Below are 19,977 nucleotides of genomic sequence, written 5' to 3'. Positions count from 1 at the left end.
AGTTGCGTCCATCAGCCCTTCACTTCCTTTCCATCCGGATCGAAGACGGGCTGAACGTTCTTGCCCTTGTAGCTTATCTGGAACTCGTAACTTACCTTGCCGTCGCGCATCAGCTTCTCCGCGAGCTTGATCTTTCCACCTGCGAATTTCGTATCAACGGCCGCGCGCACCGACTGAGGCACCGCTTCCATCGGAATTGATTCCTCGACGACGATGACCTTACCATCGCGATGGTAGAGCACATCGCGCGTCATTGCGCCCTCGACGCTTGCTATCTCGAAAACCAGTTCTCCGTTCTCGACCTCGCGGGCGCATGCCTTGACCTTGGCGACGGGAAAATCCTTGTGGAACATGTCCCGCACCACCAACGGCACCTTCTTGCAGGCTATCGGCTGTTCCGCGGCCGACGCGCCGGCCGCCCCGGCAAGCACGAGGACGAATGCGCCGGGCGCCAGGCAGTAACGAACAGGTTTCATGGGGGACCTCCTTCATATGACCTCATCGGCTTTCACGGAGCACCAACACTGGAGTCGACCAGACAAGCAGCAGTGCCGCTTTGCCGCCTCTGCCGCGGCGCCGAGTTGGCTTACTCCTAGTGGCTCTGCGGCGGTGTGCGGCTGTACGTATTTGCGCGAGCTTCGCCTGCGGCACTGCGACCCACCAATGGCAAGTGTTGCGGGACCCACGCGCCGCGCTACCCAGCGGAGCGTAGGCTGGCTAAGGCAGCCTGAGCGACCGTTGCCCGACATTGGAAACCCAAGATAGGACAAAGCGCGCCGGCGGACCGATAGCCCAAAACGGCTTTGCCGGCCTAACCGAAAGCCGTAGCGGCTCATGCGAAGTTCCGGACGCCCCCAGCGGAGGTGGCGCCGTTCCGGGGACCGTCGTCGCTCCCGTCGCGATCATGCCTTTTTTGCAGCCGCAGCTCCAGCGCCTGCTCGGCGACGACTTCCTTCAAGCGCTACAATGAGCCGAAATCCCGCTGTCGGTTAAGCCCACTCTGGCGTTGATGTCGGACATCACGGACGAGGCCCCTTCGCAAAAAGGGGTAATCCCTTCGCAAGCGAGTCAGCTCAACTGCCGAATCGTAAAGCCTAACGACTGCAGCGATAAATAGGCGCGTCAACCTGAAAGCGTGCTGGCAGGCACGAGGGAGCCTGCACTGAATGTCTCGCGGAAGTGTCGCCGTAGCGCCCGGCTCATCTGCTCACGTCTTCGCGCCCGAAGACCCTAACAAGTCCTATGGGTCACGAAAGGCGTTTTGCCTGCAGCGCCGTTTGGGCCGAGGAAGCCAAGAACCCGGCCGGCGCGCAGGCGGAACGATCGACACAGAAGCGACCTCCATCCGCATCCTGACGACCATTCTGCAGCCCATCACGGGACATTTTGTCAACGGAGACGCGGGCTGGCTGCGCGTCGAACTTCTTGATCCGACCAAAACACCTCCAAGCCGCCATCTCAACAACGAAATCCCGAACGTCCTGATCCGCGCCGAGATGCCGATTCTCGCCTTCGAGGCCGAGGGCGGGCGGCTCCAGGACGTCTTCCTTCAGCTTACCGAGGAGACGATCCAATGATCGATACCCCTCCTGTTCAACCGCACGGCCAGCAAAGCCTGGCAAGCGCAAGCGAGCCGCATATCGGGGGGTGCCGTCAAAATGCGGAGCCCAGAAACGCGGCCTCTTCATTGCCGGGGGCCTCGATGAGAGTTCAGTCAGTCAATCAAAGGATGCGAATAAACGCCGCTCGGGCAGCGGGGCTGGTTGCTGCAACCGTTATCCTGTTTTCGCACCCCGGATTGGGTGGGGGCGTACATGAACTGATCCAGATGGCGGGTCTCGGCCTGGTCCTCACCTGCTTCGTTGGCAGAATGTGGAGCATTCTCTATATCGGTTCAAAGAAGAATCTGGAGTTGATTACCTCCGGCCCCTACTCGTTGACCAGAAACCCGCTCTATCTCTTTTCTACGCTTGGAGCAGCTGGGATCGGATTGATCCATGGATCGATCGCCGTCGCTCTGGCGCTGGGATTTTCCAGCTATTGGATCTTGGTCATCACGGCAGCCAAAGAGGCCGAACACCTGAAGACGATCTTCGGCTCGCAATACGATTCCTATGCGCGCTATACGCCGCTGTTCTGGCCGAAACTGTCCCAATATACGGACTCTGCCGAAGTTGTCTTCTCCCCGAAAGCGCTCAAGCGCAACTTCCAGGATGGACTGTACTTCCCCGCAGCCTATCCCGCCATTGAAGCAATCGAACAACTGCGAGCAGGCAGTTACCTGCCGATCCTCATGACGATCTACTGAGATCCGCCAAGTGCCAGATCCTCTCTCAGCAGCAGGACCAAGTGGCCTGCCGATTTCGGCATCGTCACCAGTTCGTCGAGCTTGATGAGGTAGCCGCGGGAGTCTTGGCGCTCGTGCCGGGCACCGCGATGGCCATTTTGCATGGCCGAACTGTCGCCCAGATGGTTGACCACCGAGGTCTGTGACCTAGCTTAAACTTTACGATGGAGCTTCCAGACTCCGAAATGGTGGCATGGCGCGCACCGTGGGAGAACTCCCCGGGACGTTGAAGATGGAGAGGCGCGAGCTGGCTTTCGACCGGCGCCCAGCCATGCATCGACAAAATTCCCCCAGTACTGGGGCCGAAGCGATGACAACTTCGAAGGCAGGCAGTTAGCCAGGGCGAGGAGCCACACACCGCGTCACGAGCTTAAAGTTACATCGGAAACCGCGCAGGTACGGCAATGTCAGATCTTGCCGGGTTTTACGCAGACGACACAGGTCTCGCTCTCCTGGGCGGGATGACAATATTTGTATTGGTAGGCTTCTTCCTTGTGGTCCGGCGTATCCTCATCGCAGCGAGACGGCGTCACCAGTATGGCTACCTGAGCGAAAGCACGCCTATTCCCCTCGATGAGGCTTCTTGGGCCTGGGATCGCCCACGCAATCTTGCAGCCAAGGCGGCTTCTTCCCGGGCCGCCGTGCCCCCGGCCCCGGATGTTCAGGGTCTAAACTCCGGTAAGTCCGGGGTGCGAAAGGATTATCTCAACACGACGCCCGAAGCGGGCGAGAACTCGCGCGAGGACCTGCCCAATGCTTTCGCTCCGGCGACAAGCTTCGCCATGGCCTTACCTCCCCGTGTTCGCAGGCCGACGAGCCCCTTGTTACGCTTGAGCGTCGCCGCAATTTGTCTGGCCGTGCCGCTTGGCTATGCGTTGACGAGACAAAAGCCGGTCGAAAGCGCCCCCGCTGTTTCGCGGGCCGATAGCTACTCCCTTCCCGATCTTTCACGCCGCTTGGAGATTCCTGCCAGCACGGCATTGGATATGCCCGAATCAGCCGACGCACCCACGAGCGGCGAATTGCCGAACCCGGATCTCAACGCTGCCGAAGCACAGGTCGAGGCAGCTCGTGCTCAGGCAGCAGCTGCCACGGAATTGGCTGGCCAGGAGCACCGAGCGATGGAGGAGGAGCGCGCCAGGAGTGCCTCTCTGGAGAGTGCGCTCGCTGAGACGCGCAAGCAGATCGAGGTGCTGAAGACAAGCATGGCAGCCGCCGACGACGCCAACGAGGAGCGTTTGCGCAACGAACTTGTGGCAGCCCGCACGCTCGAGGCATTGCGGTGGATTGCGCAAGATGTCCGCGCGCGGATCAGCGAAACCATCGACCATGTCTTTATACAGATGCCCGCTGCTCGCCTCGAACGGGAGCGAACCGAACAGATGGCGCGCGACCTAGCGCAAGCGCGAGCGCAAATTGAACAGCTGGAAGCCAAAGCCGCCGGGGATCGCGCCAAAGCCGAGGCTTCGCTGGCGCAAGCGAGCGGGATGCTTGACGAGGAGCGCCGGAAGTCGGAGGACCTTCGTGGCGACATCGCTGAAATGGAGCAGTCCAAGGCCGCGATCGCGGACACGGCTGAGCGGGAACGGACCGGTGCCGCCACGACGCGAGCAAGGGTTGAGCAGACTGCTGCCGAGACGGCGCAGGCACTGGCGCGGGAACAGGCTTCGGCAGTCGCGGCCCGTGCGGACCTCGACAAAGCCCGGCTCGAGCGCGACGCGGCCGAACAGGAGCGAGCCAAGGCCGTCTTAGCCAAAGAGCGTGCCGAGCAGACTGCCGCCGAGACGGCGCAGGCTCTGGAACGCGAACGCGCTTCAGCAATATCGGCCCAAGAGGACGTCAACAGAGCCCGCCTCGAGCGCGACGCGGCTGAGCAGGAGCGAGCTAAGGCTGTCTCGGCGAAAGTGCATGCCGAGCAGGCTGCAACTGAGACAGCGCAGGCGCTGGAGCGCGAACGCGCTTCGGCAGTCGCGGCCCGTGAGGACCTCGACAAAGCCCGGCTGGAGCGCGACGCGGCGTTGCAGGAGCGAGACAGGGCTGTCGCAGCGAGAGAACGTGCTGAGCAGACTGCTAGCGAGACGGCGCAGGCGCTGGAGCGCGAACGCGCTTCAGCAATGTCGGTCGGAGAGAACCTCAACAAAGCCCGCCTCGAGCGTGACACAGCCCGCCAACTTTTGGGACAGGCCGCCATGAGGCTGAAGGAGGCTCTGGACAAGCAACGTGAAGCGACGGTTTCTTTCGCCCGCGAGCTGGCCGCCGCGCGCGCCGATAATGACAAGCTTCGGGCTCAGCGAAGCGACGCTCAGATCGAGCCTCCGCTGAAGCCGCGCACTGGCCGCGCATCGGCCAGCGCAGGTCAGACGAAAGCTGTCAGCCAAAAGAAGTCTACGTCCAGCAAGGTTCGCAAACCGGCGCGCGAAATCCGTGTGCGTGCCATCACGCTTCCGTTTTCCCTCCGGCCAAGCCATTCGACGTTGGACTGAGCTGGAACGACTGCCCTGGAAAATCGGGCGCTGGGCGGCATGAACTCGGACGTAAACGGCGAGGGCTCGCACTGTGCGCTATGTCAGCCCGATCACGCTGCCTTTCGCGTTCAATTCGCAGCCGACCGGCGCCTGGCGCGTCTCGACGCCGTTTTGATATCCGTAGTCGATGCTGACCTGGACGGGAGCCGATATCCTCTGACGGCTCAACCGCCGTACGGAACCTGCACTGCTGACGCGCACACTGGTCGCGCCAAACTGAGCTGCGGCCTGCTCGATTGCCTCACGGCAGGCACGAACGATGTTGTCCGGGACACCCGGCAGCACTTCGATTGGATGGACTGCCAGTGGAATAGCGCTGTCTTCGAAGGGCAGCAGGGCGGGCGGAAGGTCGAGCGACCTTCCGCCGTTGCCGGCTACGCCCGCCCTTGACGTCACTGACCCGGTTGTGGTGGGGCTGCTTCCGTCATCGTTAGAAGGTGGGGACGGTGGGTCAGACGGCGGACTGCCGCCGGAGCCACCGGGATCGCCGCTAGTTCCGTTGTGCTGACCGTTGTTGCTGCCAGCGCCATGACCTCCGTTATTCCCGTGATCGCCACCAGCGTTATGACCTTGGCCGCGCTCGCCGCCGGCCGCCGCTCCCGCGCAAGCTATCGCGACAGAGCACGCGAACGCGAAATGGGCCAAGCTGGATCCCAAATATTGACGCACGGCACCCTCCAAAGGAGCTTCGGCCGGCCGTCCTTCCGCCGCATGCCGTCAGAACGACGCAGCACCCTCAAGGCAAACTCGCGACTACGCCAGGGAAACTAACTAGGGGATGATTCCGGTCTATCAAGGGACTGGGTGCGGCAGCACCCAAGTGCGGGGCAGATTTGAAGGACCTGGCAGCTGATAGTTCATACAGCCCGGGAAGCCCAAAACCCTTTCTCCTTGCGTGTCGACAGCGCTTAGGCGATTTTGCCGATCATTTCGGGAGGAAATCGTGCGAAACATTCCGGCATCGGCGCTGCTGCTGGCGGCCGCTTTTTATGCAACCACCGCCGACGCTCTGGACAGTTCGGCCACACCTGTTGTCGTGACGCCATTGGCGTCGAAGACGACGACGGCATCCGGCCAGCCGATCAAGCTGCCGCAGAAGAATGTCGAGGTCCAGGTCTCGGCCTATCAGATCGCGCCCGGCGCGACGCTGCCGGTGCACAAGCATCCCTTCCCGCGCTATGCCTATGTCGAGGCAGGCACCCTCAAGGTCACCAATGTCGAGACCGGCAACAGCAACACCTACAAGACCGGCGATTTCATCGTCGAGATGATCGGCCAATGGCATCAGGCGACCAATATCGGCAGCGATCCGGTGAAGCTGCTGGTGATCGACCAAGTCGAACAAGGCGCCAAGAACACAATCCTGAAGCAGTAGCGAGGCAACGGGGCTCAGCTGTTCCGCGGTAGGGCGGCGCTCCAAGGCTTGAGCAATCAATAACTGCGAGCCGAACAAAACCGGAAGCGCAAAGTGACCGCTTCGCTTGCTGGACCGATTGATGCGGCTTTCGCCTCGATCGCCCCGATGCTAGGGCTGCGCTTTCTCTTCAACATGGATGGATGATGGTGACCGCCGCTCAAAGGCCCCTGATAGAACTCTGCGTCGAAGGCATTGACGGGCTGCTTGCCGCGCAGGCCGCCGGCGCCGACCGGGTCGAGCTTTGCGCCAGCCTCGTCGAAGGCGGCATTACGCCGAGCCTCGGCACGGTGCGCGTAGCACTCGAACGTGCGACTATTCCGTTTCATGTCATCGTGCGTCCGCGCGGCGGCGATTTTCTCTACAGCGAGGCGGAATACCAGTCGATGCTGGCCGATATCGGCGCGCTGCGCGATCTCGGCGTCGCCGGCGTCGTCGTCGGCTGCCTGACCGCTGACGGCGCAATCGATGAAGCCAGGATGAGCGAACTGGCGCGCGCCGCCGGTCCCCTCAACGTCACCTGCCACCGCGCCTTCGACATGACGCGGGACCCGGCCGAGGCGCTCGAAGCGCTGATCCGCTGCAAGGTCGGCCGCGTGCTGACCAGCGGGCAACGCGACACGGCGCTGGAGGGCTTCGATCTGCTCGCGCGCTTGGTTCGCCAGGCCGGCGCACGCATCATCATCCTCGGCTGCGGCGGGCTGGCGCCCGACAATATCGGCGAGGTCCGCCGGCAAACCGGACTGACCGAGATGCATTTCGCCGCGCTTGCCGACGTGCCGAGCGCCATGCGCTACCGCAACCCGCATGTCGGCATGGGCGGCACCGATCTCGATCGCGAGTACCGCAACACGGTGACCGACCAGGACTTGGCGGCGGCAACGATCGCGGCCGCGAGGGTCTGATGCGGGAAGTGACGATGTCGAAAGATCGCTCGCCGATCGAACGCGTTTCGCCTGCCGACGAGGCCGCCATTCTTGCTCTCAACAACGAGCATGCCGCCGAGTTGTCCTGGCTGGAGCCGGAGCGCCTGTCATTCCTGATCGGGCAGGCTTTCTATACGCGCCGCATCGGGGCGCTCGAAGCCTTCATCATGTGCTTCGATCAGGATGCCAGCTACGAAAGCCCGAACTTCCTCTGGTTTCGTGAGCGCTACCCCCGCTTCGTCTATGTCGACCGGGTGGTGGTCGCGGCCGAAGCGCGCGGCCGCGGCCATGCCCGCCGTCTCTACGAGGATCTGTTCGAGCATGTCAGGCGCGCATGCCACACGATCGTAACCTGCGAGGTCAATGCCGATCCCCCGAACCCCACATCGGATGCCTTTCACGCGGCGCTCGGCTTTGGCGAGGTCGGCGATGCCGTGATCCACGGCGGCAGGAAGTCGGTGCGCTACTACGCCAAGCCGATCGACTAGCGCATGGCCCTGGAAGCCAGAGGCTTTCAACCATGAGCCAAACAAGGTCTCATGCGGCCGCCGCACTGGCCACAAACAGAAGCTGCAGCTAATGTATCGTCTTCGCGTGCCGGGGGCGTGACATCATGCCAAGCAACGTCTTCCGCTTCGACGAGAGTTGGAACATTCCCGATGCCACGCCGCAGGAAGTGTGGGACGTTCTGTCCGACGCCGAGTTGCTGCCGCTCTGGTGGGGCGACGCCTACAAGGAAGTCGAGCCGCTCGACAAGAAAGGCAAGGCCGTCGTCGGGTCACGGGCAAGAGCCAGGGCGCGAGGCGCCCTGCCCTACGAGCTGAACTTCATCATCGAGGCCGCGGAGCTCGAGCCTGGCCGGCTGGTGGTGGTCAAGACCTTCGGCGATTTCGACGGCCTGTGGCGGGCCGAACTGTCGCCAGCCGGAAGCGGAACGCATGTGAAGCTCACCTGGCAGGTCATCGTGGAGAGGCCGATCCTCAAACTCCTGGCACCCTTGCTCAGGCCGGCTTTCGCGTGGAATCACCGCTGGACCACACCTCGCGGCGAAGCCGGGCTTCGGCGCTATCTCGCCGCACAAAAAACCGGCAAGGCCTGACCTCCTCACCAATTGCGGTTGAGCCAGCCGCGCGCCGGTTTCTCGACGATGTAGTAGCTCGCCAGGGCGCAGGCGAAGACTGCGGCCAGCATCGGGATCGGCGCCACGTCGCGGTCATGGACGAATTTGTAGAAGGGCTGCTGCCACAGATAGAGCGAGTAGGACCACAGCCCCAGCACCACCATCGGCCGCGACGACAGTAGGCCGGTCAGATAGCCGCCGGCGAAGTCGAGCGTGTTGACGGCGAGCGCCAGCAGCGGCACGCCCAACAGATAGTGCAAGGGCGTCGGCACCGGATCGAGGAACAGCAAGATACCCCCGACCGCGGCCCCCAGCGCCAGATGCCGGTTCCTGAGGAATGCCGGCAGGTGTCCATCGGCCTTGAGCAGGCAGATAGCCGCCGACAGCAGGATCGAGGCGATATGCACGTCGGTTCGCCAGTAGCTGGTTTCGTAGTCCATGCCGAAGACCCAGTAGGAAATAGCGCCGTTGGCCATAGCGAGCAGCGACAGCATGACAAGCAAGCGCACGACATTCGCGCGCCTGGAAACCGCCACGCTGATCAGCGCCAGGATGACATAGGAATGCTCCTCGATGGCAAGCGACCAGATATGGTCGAGCGCGCCCGCGCGATTGATGAGAATGCCGGCATAGTTGTAGGTGAATGTCAGCGCGGTAAGCGCCGCCTTCCATTTGAAGGCAATGAAGGTGCCGGAGAGCCCGATCATGACGGCAATCACGAACACCAGCAGGGCTGGATAGACGCGGGCGAAGCGGCGCTTGAAGAATTTCTTCAGCGGAAAGCGCTCGACGAACAGGATTTCTCCCATCAGCCGGCCGCTCAGCACGAAGAAGAACTCGACGCCGAGCACGCCGAGGTTGATGCCGCGAATCGGAAAGAAATGGCCGATCAGCACCAGGGCGATCGACAGGCCGCGCCAGCCGTCGAGATAGGCCAGCCTTGCCCGTGCCGCTTTGTCGGCTGCGGCCCGCGGCAGGACGCCGGCCGTCGCGGAGATGTCGGTCATGCCCGTCCCTTGCAACTCGAGGTCCCCGGCAAGCCGTGCCTGGAACCGCTTCGTTTTCCCCGCCGCATTTATTTTGCAGTGCGGAATAATCTTGTGCAAGTGCGAAGCAGCGAATTCACAGGCAGTTCCTGCCAAGCGATTGCGAACACAAAAGAAAAAGGGGCCGCGGGCGGGTCCTGCCGCCGCTTGGTGAAGCCGCCATAGTCGGCAATGTTTCGTGGCCTAATGCCTTGCCCGCCTGCCGAAATCGGCCGAATGTGCGGATCGATTCATATCCAACGCAGAGACCGCCTATGGCAGACTTCGTCCTCCCTCCGCCCGCGATCGCTTCGGTCGCGGTGACCGGCTCGGCGGAACGGTTTGCCGTGCGCCGCATCTTCTGCGTTGGCCGCAACTACGCGGCGCATGCGCGAGAACTCGGCAATGACGAGCGCGATCCGCCCTTCTTCTTCACCAAGCCGGCCGACGCCGTGGTCGACAGCGGCGCAGAGATCCCCTACCCGCCGCTGACTGGCAATCTCCACCACGAGATCGAGCTGGTCGTGGCGATCGGCAAGGCCGGCTTCCGCATCCCCCTCACCGAGGCGCTCGCGCATGTCTGGGGCTATGGCGTCGGCGTGGACCTCACTCGCCGCGACCTGCAAGACCAGGCGAAGAAAGCGGCTCGCCCCTGGGACTGGTCGAAGGCCTTCGACTTCTCCGCGCCTTGCGGCCCGCTGCTTCCCGTCGCAAATTCCGGCCATCCCGAAAAGGGCCGCATCTGGCTCGCTGTAAACGGTGACATAAAACAGGACGGCGACCTCGTCGAGCTGATCTGGCCCGTCGCCGATGTCGTCTCGATCTGCAGCGAAGCGGTCGAGCTCCAGCCCGGCGACCTGATCTTCACCGGCACGCCGGCCGGCGTTGGTGCGGTTCAGGCGGGCGACAAGATCACTGGTGGCGTCGACGGCATCGGCGCCGTCGAGGTCACCATCGGGCAGCCGAAGCGATGAGCGACCTCGTCCTCCATAATTATTATCGCTCCTCCACCTCCTACCGGGTGCGGATCGCGCTGGAGATGAAGGGGCGTGTCTACACCTATGTGCCCCACCATCTGCGCCATGGCGAGCATCTCGAGCCCGCCTATCTCGCGGTCAATCCGCAAGGGCTGGTACCGGCGCTGGTGCTCGACGACGGAACGCTCTTAACCCAGTCGCTGGCGATCATCGAATATCTCGACGAGATCGAGCCCGAGCCGCCGCTGCTGCCCAAGGATGCGCTGGGACGCGCCAGGGTCCGGATGCTGGCGCAGATGATCGCCTGCGACATCCATCCGGTGAACAATCTGCGCGTGCTCACCTCGCTGCGCACCTTGTTCGGCGCCGGCGACGAGGATGTCGTCAACTGGTTCCGGCATTGGGTGAATGAAGGTTTCCAGCCGCTTGAAAAGATTCTGGCCTCCTCGCCCGAGACCGGCGGGTTCTGCCATGGCGATACACCGGGGCTCGCCGATATCTGCCTTGCCGCCCAGGTCACCAACAATGCCCGCTTCGGCGTCGAGATGGCGGCCTATCCGGTGATCTCGCGCATCCACGCCGCCTGCATGGCGCTGCCGGCGTTCCAGAAGGCTGCGCCGCAGAACCAGATCGATGCCGAATAGAGTAGCCAGGGATCCCGACGAAGCTAAGACGCTCGCAGATATCGAGGAGTATGGCTGTCATATTCTCTACGTGCTGGAGGACGGCGAGCACCCGCCATTCGCTTACTCGGTGGGGATAGAGTACAATTTCAAAGCCCCTGAGCTGGTCGTCATCGGGCTCAAGCCGGAGCTTTCGCAGACCATCATCAACGAGTATTGCCGACGAGTGCGCAGCGGCGACAGGTTCAAGGTTGGAGAGCGGGCGCCGGGTTTCCTGGGAGGTGGCTTCGACTGTCAATTCGGTGCGGTCCATCCCGACCACTACCCTGAATATTTCGGTTGGGGCCTATGGTTTTACGACGGGATTATGCAGCTTATCTTCCGACAAACTCCGGTGTTTGGCCATGGGATGCCGAAGCCGGCGAGTGGTTTTGGAAGCGGCAACCATTGCTCGACCAACCACCATGGCCGACTTAGCTTGGGACCTATTACCCAAAATCGCCCTGCCCTTTGAACTGGATAGAAAGCACTCCCATGAAAGCTGTCGTCTTCGAAAAATTCGGCGAAGCTCCCACGATCCAGACCGTGCCTGACCCCAAGCCGGCGGGGGATGGCGTCGTCATCAAGGTCGAGGCGACCGGTCTTTGCCGCAGCGACTGGCATGGCTGGATGGGTCATGACGACGGCATCACGCTGCCGCATGTCCCCGGCCATGAACTGGCGGGCGTCGTCGTCGCCGCCGGCAAGCAGGTGAGCCGCTGGAAGGCCGGCGACCGCGTCACCGTGCCTTTCGCCGTCGGCTGCGGCCGCTGCTTCGAATGCAACTCCGGCAACCATCAGGTCTGCGAGCACCAGACCCAACCTGGCTTCACGGGCTGGGGCTCGTTCGCCGAATATGTCGGCATCGAGCATGCCGACACCAATCTCGTACGCCTGCCGGACGAGATGGAGTTCGCCACTGCCGCCAGCCTCGGCTGCCGCTTCGTCACCTCCTTCCGCGCCATCGTCGACCAGGGCCGAGTGACGCCCGGCGAGTGGGTGGCGGTGCATGGCTGCGGCGGTGTCGGTCTCTCGGCGATCATGATCGCCAGCGCCATGGGCGCCAATGTCATCGCCATTGACCTGACCGACGAGAAGCTGGAGTTTGCGAAAAAGATCGGCGCGGTCGCGACCATCAACGCTTCGACCACGCCCAATGTCGTCAAGGCCGTCAAGCAGATCACCAACGGCGGCGCGCATATTTCGATGGACGCGCTCGGCCATCCAACCACGTGCTTCAACTCGATCGCCAATCTGCGCCGGCGCGGTCGCCATGTTCAGGTCGGGCTGATGCTGGGCGACCATGCCCGCCCGCAAGTGCCGATGGACAAGGTCATCGCCTTCGAGCTCGAAATCCTCGGCAGCCACGGCATGCAGGCCTACCGCTATTCCGCCATGATGGACATGATCCGCACCGGCAAGCTGAAGCCCGAACTGTTGGTCGGCAAAAGGATCAGCCTCGATGAGGCGCCAGCCGCATTGATGGCGATGGGCGGCTTCGAGGGCATCGGCATCGGCGTGGTGACGAAGTTTTGAGTAGGCTTCCTACCTGGCGAACTTCTTCGCCCCGAACACGCAGGCCACCACGCCGAGCGTGACAACCACCATCAGCGGGCTGACCTGCTCGTGCAGCAGACTCGCCGCGAGCGCCAGGCCGAAGAAGGGCTGCAGCAGTTGCAATTGCCCGACCGCGGCGATGCCGCCCTGCGCCAGGCCGCGATACCAGAACACGAAGCCGATCAGCATGCTGAACAGCGAGACATAGGCGAGGCCGATCCATGCGCCGGAGCCGACAGCGGCAAAAGACGGCGGCAGGGTCGCAAAGCTCAACGCCAACATGACCGGCAGCGACAGCGCCAAGGCCCAGCAGATCACCTGCCAGCCGCCGAGCTTGCGCGACAGCGCCGCACCTTCCGCATAGCCCAGCCCGCAAGCGATGATGGCTGCGAGCATCAACCCGTCGCCGACCGGTGAGGCGGTGACGCCTTGCGACAGCGCGAAACCCGCGACGAGCGTGCTGCCCAGGCAGGAAAACAGCCAGAAGGCCGGGCGCGGACGGTCGCCGCCGCGCAGCACACCGAAGATCGCTGTCGCCAGCGGCAGCAGGCCGACAAAGATGATGGAATGCGCCGCAGTAACATGTGTGAGCGCCAGCGCCGTCAGCAGGGGAAAGCCGACCACGACGCCCAGCGCAACGACGACCAGCGAGACCAGATCCCCGCGATCCGGGCGCTTCTCGCGGAATAGGAACAGCATTGCGATGCCGAGCAGGCCAGCGATCGCCGCACGGGCCGATGTCAGGAAGGTCGGGTCGAAATCGACCACCGCCACGCGCGTCGCCGGCAACGAGCCGCTGAAGATCAGAACGCCGATGAAGCCGTTGAGCCAGCCGTTGAAACTCTTATCCATCATCCGCTCCGTTTGCGCTTCTGTACCGGCGCAGCGCATGGCGTTGCCAGAGACAATGGGGTACAATTCCGCAAAACTGTATTGGTCGACAGGGAAGTACAGATGGACACGCCCGACCCGAAGGCGACGAATGCCGGAACGCTCGTCGAAGCCGTCATGTCGGCAATCCGGCAGCGGATCGCCGCGCGCATCCTGACGCCGGGCGCGCGCTTGCCTTCGATCCGCGCCTTCGCCGGCACGATGCAGGTGTCAAAATCTACGGTGGTCGAGGCCTATGAGCGGCTTGCGGCGGAAGGCACGATCCGCTCGCGGCCGGGCTCCGGCTTCTTTGCCGCCGGCCCGCTTGCGCCGCTGTCGCTGGCCGAGATCGGCCCGCGGCTCGACCGCGCCGTCGACCCGCTCTGGGTCTCGCGGCAAGCACTGGAGGCAGGCGACGATATGCTGAAACCGGGCTGCGGCTGGCTGCCGGCTTCCTGGATGCCTCAGGCCGCGTTGCGGCAAGCACTGCGCGGCGCCGCCCGAGCCGACGATGCGACGCTTGCCGACTACGGCACGCCGCTTGGCCTGCCGGCACTGCGGCAGCTGCTTGCCCGCCGCCTGTCGGCGCACGGCGTCGAGGCTTCGCCGGACCAGATCATGCTCACCGAGTCCGGGACGCAGGCGATCGACCTATTGTGCCGCTTGCTCCTCGAGCCGGGCGATACGGTTCTGGTCGACGATCCCTGCTATTTCAACTTCCATGCGTTGCTGCGCGCGCACCGCGCCAAAGTGGTCGGTGTCGCGATGACACCCTCAGGGCCCGATATCGACCTCTTCGCGCAAGCGCTCGCCGAGCACAAGCCGCGCCTCTACATCACCAATTCCGCGCTTCACAACCCGACCGGCGCGGTGCTCTCGCCGCTTATAGCGCACCGGCTGCTCAAGCTTGCCGATCAATCGGATCTTGCCATCGTCGAGGATGACATTTTCGCCGATTTCGAGCACACGCCGGCGCCGCGGCTCGCGGCCTTCGATGGCCTCGGCCGCGTCGTCCAGATCGGTTCCTTCTCGAAGACGCTGTCGGCTTCGGTGCGATGCGGCTTCATCGCCGCGCCCCGCGACTGGATGGAACGGCTGATTGACCTCAAGATCGCCACGACTTTCGGCGGCGGGAGGCTCTCCTCGGAACTGGTGCTGACTCTGCTGAAGGACGGCAGCTACCGCAAGCATGTCGAGCAGTTGCGCACCCGCCTGTCGCGCGCAATGGCCGAAACAGCCGGCAGGCTGAAAGCAATGGACGTTATGCCCTGGATCGATCAGGCGGCCGGTATGTTCCTGTGGTGCCGCCTGCCCGACGGCATCGACGCCGCCGATGTCGCCCGCCATGCGCTGGCGGATAATGTCGTGCTGGCGCCCGGCAACGCCTTCAGCCTGTCGCACTCCGCCGGCCGCTTCATGCGTTTCAACGTCGCCCAATGCGCCGATGAGCGCAACTTCAGAGTGCTTGAAAGGGCAATGGCCGCGTCCCGCCGCAAAGGCGCGACGCAGCCCGGCAGCGGCAGAACTTAGGCGCCTGCCCGCTTGCGGCGCTCATACATCATCACCAGCGTCTCGGCAGTCAGCGCCGGCTTCTGCTCGCCCTCGATCTCGACGGTGTTCGCGGCCTTCATCAGATATTGGCCGGGGCCGCGGTCTTCCATGGTGAGCAGCGTCGTGCGCAGCCGGATACGTGCGCCGGACTTCACCGGCGCCAGGAAGCGCACTTTGTCGAAGCCATAGTTGAAGGCGGCTTGCGTGTTTTCCGGCACGATGCCCATCTCCAGCGCCAGCGCGCCGATGATCGACAGCGTCAGATAGCCATGCGCGATCGTAGTGCGGAACGGGCTCTGCCGCTTCGCGCGCTCCGGATCGACATGTATCCACTGGTGGTCGCCCGTGCATTGGGCGAACTGGTCGATGCGCTGCTGGTCGACCGTCGTCCAGTCCGAGACGCCGATCTCCTGGCCGGCCATTGTCCGCAACTGTTCAAAGGTCGGCGGCGTCCTCGGCCGATTTTCCGTCATTCCTGCTTTCCTGCTGGCTTCTGCCAATCTCCCGACCATGAACCGGCGGCTCCTGTCAATTCGCGGCGCCTCGATTTCACCCTCAGAGTTGACGGATTTACGGCAAGCCGCGAACGCGCAGCCGCACGCGCCGATTGCTCAGCCGCCTGAACCCGATCCGGAAAACCCGAATAGGCGTCCTGGATTGCTCACTTCCCGTCGTAGCCGGCCCGGATTTCCGCCATCGCGTCCTTGATCCTGTCGCGCAGGATTTCGACCGATTCGGTGCCGGATTTCCGAACCAGGTCGGCGACCTCGCCGGCATTCTTCAGCGTTGTCTCGAAGGATTTCCTGGCGAAATCCACCTGCTTCGTCATCAACTCCTGCGGATTGCCCGGAGGCTGGTAGTTGCGTGCCATCCGGGTAATTTCGCCGAGCGCCTCCTGCACCATTTCGTGCTGTCTCGACAGAATGGATGACGCGCCGGCGGCGCTTGCCCTGGCCGACTTCTCCAGAGCCTCGAGATTCCTGCGGTGGTGATCGAGGATCGCCTGGATGTCGACCTTCGGCAGCTTCAAGTCGCGGCCGAACCTGCTGAAGATGTCCAGAAACGAGTCGGATTCCGGTTGTCTTGCCATGTCGTCGCCTCCCGATCTGCCGCTTTTACAGCGCCCACTAGGGAGAATAGTGCGCGCCCGGTCCGCGTCAATTGAGGAGAAGCAGCCGCTCCGCCGTATAGAGTGCCAAGCCGGCCAGACCGCCGATCACCATGCCGTTGAAGCGGATATACTGCAGGTCCTTGCCGATATTGATCTCGATCAGCCGCGTCAGCTGGGCCAGATCCCAGCGCTTGACCTGATCGGCGATGAATTTCGACACGCCGCTCTTCTGGCTTTCGACGAAGGAGGCGAGCGCCACAACAAAACCCTGGTTCATGTCGGCCCTGATCTGGGCATCGTCGGCCAAATGTCGTCCGACCTCGACGAACAGGTTGGCGAGGTGCTCGCGAATCGTCGAATTGGCCGCGTTGGCGTCCTGCTCGATGAACAAGCGCAGGCTTGCCCAAGTGTCGCCGGCGAGAGCCCTGACTTCTGGACGGCCCAGGAAATCGCGCTTCAGCTTTTCGGCGCGCCTTGCATATTGCCTCGAGGTCCTGAGCCGCTCGACAAAGCGAAGTACGAAACGGTCGAACTCGGCGCGCGCCGGATGATCGGGATCGGCCCGCACCTCCTCCAGCAGCAACCCGGCGGAAGCGACAATCTTCTTGAGCAGATAGGCGTCGGCGCGAAACAGGTTGAACAGCGACGGCAGTTCCTCACGGATCTTTTCGCGCATCGTCGCCAGCGCCTTCTCGTCGTTCAGGAAGCGCCCGACCACCCTGGTGAACTCGTCGAACAGTTTCTGGTGGCGCCGGTCGTCGGTGAGCGCCGACAACAGCTCCGCGGCTAAAGGCGCCAGCGGCACTTTTTCGATCTGCTCCAGCAAGCGGCTGGTGACGAAGTCGCGCAGCCCGGACTGCTCCACGGCGGTCAGCGTCTGCGGCACCAGGCGGGCGACGAATCGCGACAGGTCGGCGGCGCGTTCGGCGTCGGCCAACCAGTCGGCGACGAGGGCCGCAAAGTCGACCTCGGCGAGCTTTTCCCGCACGGGCTCCGGCGCAAGGAAATTGGCCTCGATGAACCGGCCGAGATTGTCGGCGATGCGGTGCTGGTTCTCGGGAATGATGGCCGTGTGCGGGATCGGCAGGCCGAGCGGGCGCCTGAACAACGCCACGACCGCATACCAGTCGGCCAGCCCGCCAATGATCGCCGCCTCGGCGAACGCGGCAACAAAGCCGAGCCACGGATGGGTGACCTCTAAAGACTTGGCGAGCGCGAAGACAAGGATGCATAGGCCAAGCGCTGCCGCGGCGACGAACTTGGTCCGCCGCAATGCCGAGAGCTTTGCCTGCGCATCGGCGTCGAATCGAACCGGCGCGAGGGCCTGAGCTGATTGTGACATGGAAAGGCCTTCCCTATTGCACCCGGACTTATCTAGGGCCTGCGCCGGCGAAACGCTCGCTCAAAGCGCATTGCGATGCGATGGCGGACTCGCACAAAAAGTTGACAAGATAATTCAGCTATGTAGCGGTCCAGTCTGGAATTGCTCCAAACTATGGGCCATATTCGGCCCAAGCTAATCTCGCGAGGATCACCATGCGGCTCACGCGCCAGACGAACTATGCGATGCGCATACTGATGTATTGCGCCGCGAACAGCGATCGGCTGAGCCGCATCCCCGAGATCGCCACCGCCTATTCGGTTTCGGAGCTGTTTTTGTTCAAGATCCTGCAGCCGCTGGTCGAGGCCGGCCTGGTCGAGACGGTGCGTGGCCGCAATGGCGGCGTCAGGCTCGGCCGCCCGGCAGAGCAGATCAGCCTGTTCGACGTCGTGCGCGTCACCGAAGAGAGCTTCGCCATGGCCGAGTGCTTCGAGAACGACGCCGCCGAATGCCCGCTGGTCGACAGCTGCGCCTTGAATTCGGCACTGCGCGAAGCGCTCAACGCCTTCTTCGCCGTGCTCTCCCGCTACACGATCGCCGACCTCGTCGCGGCGCGCCCGAATGTGCGCCACCTGCTTGGCATCGACCTCCTGGAGCAGCGCGCCCCGGCCGCCTAAGCTGCCGATTGCGGCAACACGAACGGAACGCTTCCAGCAGGCAGTGCGCCGACCTTGAGCCGGCAGTCGAACACCTTTTCGATCAGCTCGTCATTGAGCACGTCTTGCGGTGAGCCGGCGGCAGCCAGCTGGCCACGAGAGAGCACGAAAATCCGGTCGGCATACATGGCCGTCAAATTGAGGTCGTGCAGGATCGCCACCACGCCGCCGCCGCGCCGGGCGAAATCGCGCGCAATATTCATGATGATCAGTTGGTGCTTGACGTCGAGGCTGGAGACAGGCTCGTCGAGGAAGAGGTAGCGCGGCCTGCCCTCGAGAACCGGCGCCCAGACCTGGCAAAGCACGCGGGCAAGCTGGACGCGCTGCTGCTCGCCGCCTGAAAGTTCCTGGTAGAAACGGCCGGCAAAGCCGTCGAGATCGACACGCGCCAGCGCCCGCTCGGGCAAGTGCGCATCCTCGCCGGGCAGCACCCCGGAACGCCCGCCGATCAGGCCGAGACGAACGATCTCTAGCACCGTGAAGGGAAAGGACAACGTGGTGAATTGCGGCAGCACCGCACGATGCGTCGCTGCCTCCACCGGCTTCATGGAAACCAGGTCTCGGCCATTGAGGATGACAGTGCCGGTATAGGAGAGCTCGCCCGTCAGCGCCTTGTGCAGCGTCGTCTTGCCCGAGCCATTGGGTCCGACGATTGCCGTTACCTCGCCCGGCCGCGCCGTGAAATCCACGTGCGACACGATGCGCCTGGAGCCGATCGCTACGGAGATGTCCCGGGCCCCGATCATCGGCTGCTCACAGATCAATGACGCCGCGCTTGCGCAGCAGGATCCACAGGAAGAACGGCGCGCCGGCCACTGCCGTGACGATGCCGATCGGCAGTTCGGCCGGAGCGACGATGGTGCGGGCGACCGCGTCGGCAAGCAGAAGCAACGAGGCGCCGAGCAAGGCCGAGGCCGGCAACAGGTAGCGGTTTTCCGGACCGATGGCGAGGCGCAACAGATGCGGCACGACGATGCCGATGAAGCCGATGCCTCCGCTGACGGCGACCGACGCACCGACCGCCGCCGACACGCCAACGATAGCCGTGTATTTTAGCCGCTGAACCGGAATGCCGAGATGGCCGGCGGTCGCCTCGCCGAGCGCCAGCGCATCGAGGCCGCGCGACAGGAACGGCATCGTCGCCAATGCCAGCAAGATCACCGGCCCGACCGTGCCGATTTTCGGCCAAGTGGCGCCGCCAAGCGAGCCGAGCTGCCAGAAGGTGAGGTCGCGCAATTGCCTGTCGTCGGCCACGAAGACCAGTAAGCCGGTGAGCGCCATGGCAAGGGCGGCGATCGCCAGGCCGGCGAGCAGCATCGTGGCGACTGACGTCCGGCCGTGGCGCGTCGCAATGGCATAGAGCAGCAGCGTCACCGCCAGGCCGCCGAAGAAGGCTGCCAGCGGCAGGGCAAGCGTGCCGAGGGCGAGCGTGACAGGCGCAAGCCAGGTTGTGCCGAGCACGATGATTGCCACCGCGCCAAGGCTCGATCCGGCCGAGACGCCGATCAGGCCGGGATCGGCGAGCGGGTTGCGGAACAGTCCTTGCATCACCGCGCCGGAGACGGCGAGCGCGGCGCCGATCAGCACGCCGAGCAGCACGCGCGGCATGCGGATGTCATAGACGATCAGCCGGTCGCGCGCGGCGAGCGCCGTATCGGCCGGCACGCCTCCGGTCAGCCAGTCGCGGATGACGCGAACGGCGGACGCGTCCGAAGCGCCCGAGGTCAGCGACAGGAATATGGACAGCGCAAGCGTGACAGACAAAAGCAGGATGACGATCCTTGCCCGCGCCGAGCGGTCGCCATCGGATGCCCTCACCCTGCCCGCCGGCCCCGCAATCGACTGTTCGGCCATC

At 63.6% G+C, this 19,977-nt stretch carries 23 protein-coding genes; 12 read left to right on the top strand and 11 right to left on the bottom strand.

Annotated elements, in window-relative coordinates; genetic code table 11:
* Positions 1-11 precede the first annotated feature (11 nt).
* Positions 12-476 (bottom strand): hypothetical protein, encoded by a 465-nt coding sequence (locus tag CK215_RS01030; RefSeq protein ID WP_095778442.1) that lies wholly within the window; start codon positions 474-476, stop codon positions 12-14.
* A gap of 771 nt (positions 477-1,247) precedes the next feature.
* Positions 1,248-1,574 (bottom strand): hypothetical protein, encoded by a 327-nt coding sequence (locus CK215_RS30565; protein WP_141245436.1) that lies wholly within the window; start codon positions 1,572-1,574, stop codon positions 1,248-1,250.
* Between CK215_RS30565 and CK215_RS01020 the strand changes: the two genes are divergently transcribed.
* Positions 1,574-2,308 carry an isoprenylcysteine carboxylmethyltransferase family protein gene (locus tag CK215_RS01020; RefSeq protein WP_245418576.1) on the top strand — a complete coding sequence of 245 codons (735 nt, stop codon included), beginning with the start codon at positions 1,574-1,576 and terminating at the stop codon, positions 2,306-2,308. The two genes, CK215_RS30565 and CK215_RS01020, sit on opposite strands and share 1 nt — an antisense overlap.
* Here CK215_RS01020 and CK215_RS01015 read toward each other — a convergent pair.
* Complete coding sequence (locus CK215_RS01015; RefSeq protein ID WP_095829851.1) at positions 2,302-2,481, bottom strand: hypothetical protein; 180 nt, start codon at positions 2,479-2,481, stop codon at positions 2,302-2,304. The two genes, CK215_RS01020 and CK215_RS01015, sit on opposite strands and share 7 nt — an antisense overlap.
* 270 nt (positions 2,482-2,751) lie before the next feature.
* On the opposite strand from CK215_RS01015, the gene CK215_RS01010 reads away from it, so the two are divergent.
* Complete coding sequence (locus tag CK215_RS01010) at positions 2,752-4,830, top strand: hypothetical protein (RefSeq protein WP_095829850.1); 2,079 nt, start codon at positions 2,752-2,754, stop codon at positions 4,828-4,830.
* A gap of 78 nt (positions 4,831-4,908) precedes the next feature.
* On the opposite strand, the gene CK215_RS31180 is transcribed toward CK215_RS01010, so the two are convergent.
* A complete protein-coding gene (locus CK215_RS31180) occupies positions 4,909-5,268 on the bottom strand; it encodes a hypothetical protein (protein ID WP_170950190.1) in 360 nt (119 codons plus the stop codon).
* 547 nt (positions 5,269-5,815) lie between these two features.
* Here CK215_RS31180 and CK215_RS01000 point away from each other — a divergent pair.
* The 4 genes from CK215_RS01000 (at position 5,816) to CK215_RS00985 (ending at position 8,311) form a co-directional block, all read left to right on the top strand.
* Positions 5,816-6,247: a cupin domain-containing protein gene (locus CK215_RS01000; protein WP_095778447.1), complete on the top strand. Its 432-nt coding sequence runs from the start codon at positions 5,816-5,818 to the stop codon at positions 6,245-6,247.
* Between the two features lie 182 nt (positions 6,248-6,429).
* On the top strand, positions 6,430-7,191 hold the full coding sequence (locus CK215_RS00995) for a copper homeostasis protein CutC (protein ID WP_095780760.1): 762 nt from the start codon (positions 6,430-6,432) through the stop codon (positions 7,189-7,191).
* A gap of 14 nt (positions 7,192-7,205) precedes the next feature.
* On the top strand, positions 7,206-7,700 hold the full coding sequence (locus tag CK215_RS00990) for a GNAT family N-acetyltransferase (RefSeq protein WP_095830146.1): 495 nt from the start codon (positions 7,206-7,208) through the stop codon (positions 7,698-7,700).
* Positions 7,701-7,825: 125 nt separating this feature from the next.
* The gene (locus tag CK215_RS00985) at positions 7,826-8,311 is read left to right on the top strand and encodes an SRPBCC family protein (protein ID WP_095778449.1); all 486 of its coding nucleotides are present in this window, start codon (positions 7,826-7,828) and stop codon (positions 8,309-8,311) included.
* 5 nt (positions 8,312-8,316) lie between these two features.
* Here CK215_RS00985 and CK215_RS00980 read toward each other — a convergent pair whose 3' ends face one another.
* Complete coding sequence (locus CK215_RS00980; protein WP_095829848.1) at positions 8,317-9,339, bottom strand: acyltransferase; 1,023 nt, start codon at positions 9,337-9,339, stop codon at positions 8,317-8,319.
* Between the two features lie 293 nt (positions 9,340-9,632).
* Here CK215_RS00980 and CK215_RS00975 point away from each other — a divergent pair, with 293 nt between their 5' ends.
* Genes CK215_RS00975 through CK215_RS00960 form a run of 4 tightly spaced genes read left to right on the top strand, consistent with a single transcriptional unit; the run spans position 9,633 to position 12,532 of the window.
* Complete coding sequence (locus tag CK215_RS00975; RefSeq protein ID WP_095829847.1) at positions 9,633-10,331, top strand: fumarylacetoacetate hydrolase family protein; 699 nt, start codon at positions 9,633-9,635, stop codon at positions 10,329-10,331.
* A complete protein-coding gene (gene maiA / locus CK215_RS00970) occupies positions 10,328-10,978 on the top strand; it encodes a maleylacetoacetate isomerase (protein ID WP_066999878.1) in 651 nt (216 codons plus the stop codon). The genes CK215_RS00975 and maiA overlap by 4 nt, the downstream gene beginning before the upstream one ends.
* Positions 10,968-11,471 carry a DUF4262 domain-containing protein gene (locus CK215_RS00965; RefSeq protein ID WP_197504258.1) on the top strand — a complete coding sequence of 168 codons (504 nt, stop codon included), beginning with the start codon at positions 10,968-10,970 and terminating at the stop codon, positions 11,469-11,471. Before maiA ends, CK215_RS00965 begins: the two co-directional genes overlap by 11 nt.
* 20 nt (positions 11,472-11,491) lie before the next feature.
* Entirely contained in the window at positions 11,492-12,532 is a 1,041-nt protein-coding gene (locus tag CK215_RS00960) for a zinc-dependent alcohol dehydrogenase family protein (protein WP_095829846.1), read from the top strand.
* 9 nt (positions 12,533-12,541) lie between these two features.
* Here CK215_RS00960 and CK215_RS00955 read toward each other — a convergent pair whose 3' ends face one another.
* Entirely contained in the window at positions 12,542-13,405 is an 864-nt protein-coding gene (locus CK215_RS00955) for a DMT family transporter (RefSeq protein WP_095778549.1), read from the bottom strand.
* A 102-nt stretch (positions 13,406-13,507) separates the two neighbouring features.
* Between CK215_RS00955 and CK215_RS00950 the strand changes: the two genes are divergently transcribed.
* Complete coding sequence (locus tag CK215_RS00950; protein ID WP_095829845.1) at positions 13,508-14,953, top strand: PLP-dependent aminotransferase family protein; 1,446 nt, start codon at positions 13,508-13,510, stop codon at positions 14,951-14,953.
* Here CK215_RS00950 and CK215_RS00945 read toward each other — a convergent pair.
* The 3 genes from CK215_RS00945 to CK215_RS00935 form a co-directional block, all read right to left on the bottom strand.
* Entirely contained in the window at positions 14,950-15,447 is a 498-nt protein-coding gene (locus tag CK215_RS00945; RefSeq protein ID WP_066999871.1) for a MaoC family dehydratase, read from the bottom strand. The two genes, CK215_RS00950 and CK215_RS00945, sit on opposite strands and share 4 nt — an antisense overlap.
* Before the next feature lie 188 nt (positions 15,448-15,635).
* Positions 15,636-16,064, bottom strand: a complete 429-nt coding sequence (gene phaP / locus CK215_RS00940) for a TIGR01841 family phasin (protein ID WP_066999869.1) — start codon at positions 16,062-16,064, stop codon at positions 15,636-15,638.
* A 67-nt stretch (positions 16,065-16,131) separates the two neighbouring features.
* A complete protein-coding gene (locus tag CK215_RS00935) occupies positions 16,132-17,427 on the bottom strand; it encodes a DUF445 domain-containing protein (RefSeq protein ID WP_095829844.1) in 1,296 nt (431 codons plus the stop codon).
* Positions 17,428-17,621: 194 nt separating this feature from the next.
* On the opposite strand from CK215_RS00935, the gene rirA reads away from it, so the two are divergent.
* A complete protein-coding gene (rirA, locus tag CK215_RS00930; protein WP_066999863.1) occupies positions 17,622-18,083 on the top strand; it encodes an iron-responsive transcriptional regulator RirA in 462 nt (153 codons plus the stop codon).
* Here rirA and CK215_RS00925 read toward each other — a convergent pair.
* On the bottom strand, positions 18,080-18,868 hold the full coding sequence (locus CK215_RS00925; protein ID WP_095829843.1) for a heme ABC transporter ATP-binding protein: 789 nt from the start codon (positions 18,866-18,868) through the stop codon (positions 18,080-18,082). The two genes, rirA and CK215_RS00925, sit on opposite strands and share 4 nt — an antisense overlap.
* Positions 18,869-18,875: 7 nt before the next feature.
* Complete coding sequence (locus CK215_RS00920; protein ID WP_095829842.1) at positions 18,876-19,976, bottom strand: iron ABC transporter permease; 1,101 nt, start codon at positions 19,974-19,976, stop codon at positions 18,876-18,878.
* Position 19,977: the final 1 nt, after the last annotated feature.

The organism is Mesorhizobium sp. WSM3864 (genome assembly GCF_002294955.1).
Classification (GTDB): Bacteria; Pseudomonadota; Alphaproteobacteria; order Rhizobiales; family Rhizobiaceae; genus Mesorhizobium.
Note: the sequence above shows the minus strand (reverse complement) of the source record. Positions and strands in the feature narration are given on the sequence as shown.

Bases quoted from the DNA above. Each gene is read 5' to 3' on its own strand.
- CK215_RS01020 (WP_245418576.1), top strand. From the start codon at position 1,574: ATGATCGATACCCCTCCTGTTCAACCGCACGGCCAGCAAAGCCTGGCA.
- CK215_RS00965 (WP_197504258.1), top strand. From the start codon at position 10,968: ATGCCGAATAGAGTAGCCAGGGATCCCGACGAAGCTAAGACGCTCGCA.
- CK215_RS00975 (WP_095829847.1), top strand. From the start codon at position 9,633: ATGGCAGACTTCGTCCTCCCTCCGCCCGCGATCGCTTCGGTCGCGGTG.
- CK215_RS00935 (WP_095829844.1), bottom strand. From the start codon at position 17,427: ATGTCACAATCAGCTCAGGCCCTCGCGCCGGTTCGATTCGACGCCGAT.
- maiA (WP_066999878.1), top strand. From the start codon at position 10,328: ATGAGCGACCTCGTCCTCCATAATTATTATCGCTCCTCCACCTCCTAC.
- CK215_RS00950 (WP_095829845.1), top strand. From the start codon at position 13,508: ATGGACACGCCCGACCCGAAGGCGACGAATGCCGGAACGCTCGTCGAA.
- CK215_RS00980 (WP_095829848.1), bottom strand. From the start codon at position 9,339: ATGACCGACATCTCCGCGACGGCCGGCGTCCTGCCGCGGGCCGCAGCC.
- rirA (WP_066999863.1), top strand. From the start codon at position 17,622: ATGCGGCTCACGCGCCAGACGAACTATGCGATGCGCATACTGATGTAT.
- CK215_RS00985 (WP_095778449.1), top strand. From the start codon at position 7,826: ATGCCAAGCAACGTCTTCCGCTTCGACGAGAGTTGGAACATTCCCGAT.
- CK215_RS01030 (WP_095778442.1), bottom strand. From the start codon at position 476: ATGAAACCTGTTCGTTACTGCCTGGCGCCCGGCGCATTCGTCCTCGTG.
- phaP (WP_066999869.1), bottom strand. From the start codon at position 16,064: ATGGCAAGACAACCGGAATCCGACTCGTTTCTGGACATCTTCAGCAGG.
- CK215_RS00960 (WP_095829846.1), top strand. From the start codon at position 11,492: ATGAAAGCTGTCGTCTTCGAAAAATTCGGCGAAGCTCCCACGATCCAG.
- CK215_RS00945 (WP_066999871.1), bottom strand. From the start codon at position 15,447: ATGACGGAAAATCGGCCGAGGACGCCGCCGACCTTTGAACAGTTGCGG.
- CK215_RS00920 (WP_095829842.1), bottom strand. From the start codon at position 19,976: ATGGCCGAACAGTCGATTGCGGGGCCGGCGGGCAGGGTGAGGGCATCC.
- CK215_RS01010 (WP_095829850.1), top strand. From the start codon at position 2,752: ATGTCAGATCTTGCCGGGTTTTACGCAGACGACACAGGTCTCGCTCTC.
- CK215_RS00995 (WP_095780760.1), top strand. From the start codon at position 6,430: ATGATGGTGACCGCCGCTCAAAGGCCCCTGATAGAACTCTGCGTCGAA.
- CK215_RS00925 (WP_095829843.1), bottom strand. From the start codon at position 18,868: ATGATCGGGGCCCGGGACATCTCCGTAGCGATCGGCTCCAGGCGCATC.
- CK215_RS00990 (WP_095830146.1), top strand. From the start codon at position 7,206: ATGTCGAAAGATCGCTCGCCGATCGAACGCGTTTCGCCTGCCGACGAG.
- CK215_RS00955 (WP_095778549.1), bottom strand. From the start codon at position 13,405: ATGGATAAGAGTTTCAACGGCTGGCTCAACGGCTTCATCGGCGTTCTG.